This window comes from Amycolatopsis deserti, from assembly GCF_014653945.1.
GTDB lineage: Bacteria > Actinomycetota > Actinomycetes > Mycobacteriales > Pseudonocardiaceae > Amycolatopsis_E > Amycolatopsis_E deserti.
The window spans coordinates 1-944 of the sequence record NZ_BNAU01000023.1 but is presented as its reverse complement, the minus strand read 5'-3'; the positions used below and the strand labels follow the sequence as shown (position 1 = coordinate 944).

2 protein-coding genes are annotated in these 944 nt (G+C 66.5%); both read left to right on the top strand.

Going from position 1 to position 944, the window contains the following annotated elements; all coding sequences use genetic code 11:
- A partial coding sequence (locus IE290_RS37565; protein ID WP_229874947.1) for a helix-turn-helix domain-containing protein occupies window positions 1-557 on the top strand: 557 nt, incomplete at its 5' end.
- A 95-nt stretch (window positions 558-652) separates the two neighbouring features.
- Window positions 653-944: hypothetical protein (locus tag IE290_RS37560; RefSeq protein ID WP_191249513.1), on the top strand; the 292-nt coding region annotated here is incomplete at its 3' end.

Genomic DNA, 944 nt, shown 5'->3' with positions numbered 1-944 from the left:
GCACCCTGGACCGGAACAAGGACGAACAGCGCCGCAGAAGACACAGGCCACGGCGGGTAGCGGTCTGCGGAGGTCTGCGGGATCATGCGCGAATGAGCCCACGACGACTCCGCACCGCTGACTACTCACAGGAAGCACGGGACAACCTCGGCGAGGCTGTCACCAACGCCAGAGAGGCGGCCGGGCACAAGTTCCGCCCCAGCTTCGCTCGCGCCGCCAAAATCAGCCCCCGCAGTCTCGACGCCGTCGAGAACGGCGAGGCGGGGGTTGGAGGTGTTGTTCTGCGCGCCATCGCGCGCGCTCTTCCCAACTGGGATGAGGACACCCCGCGGGCGATCCTCGAAGGCAACCCCCCTCCTCCGACGGTTGCCGAGCGGCCGGAGCCGACGTACCCGCCCGACCTCTATGAACGCGAGCTGAAGACGGAGACGGAGCGGCAGATCATGGCTGTCAAGGGGGAGCGCGAAGAGTCCAAATGGAAGATCATCTTCGCGTTGCGCGAGCAGGCTTACGACAAGGGCGGAAGGCCGGCCTCACCGATCCGCCAATCGGGTTGATCATCACCCGTTGGGTAACAGGGCAATTACGGAAGGTTGTACAGCGTCCATGAGCGACATAGTTGGAATGGGTGCTAGACATCGCGATTGGGGTAATGCTCCTACTGCTCACCGGCGGTGTGAGCTACACCATCTACAGCATCCGGCGCCTACATCAGCGCCTCGATGCGCGGGAACAGATCCAGGCCATCCTCAGAGACGGGCCGCCGGACGACGGCGGACCGACGCCGGGCCGGCGCCTGTACCTCGTGCCGAACCCCGTGCGGGAACACCCGGTGGCCGCGAGCACGGTAGCGCTCACCGCGATCGGAATCGCGGCCGCGCTCGTCGCGTCGGCTCCCTGGTCACCCACGCCGGCGCCGCAACGCCAGCACCCGCCTGTTGCGC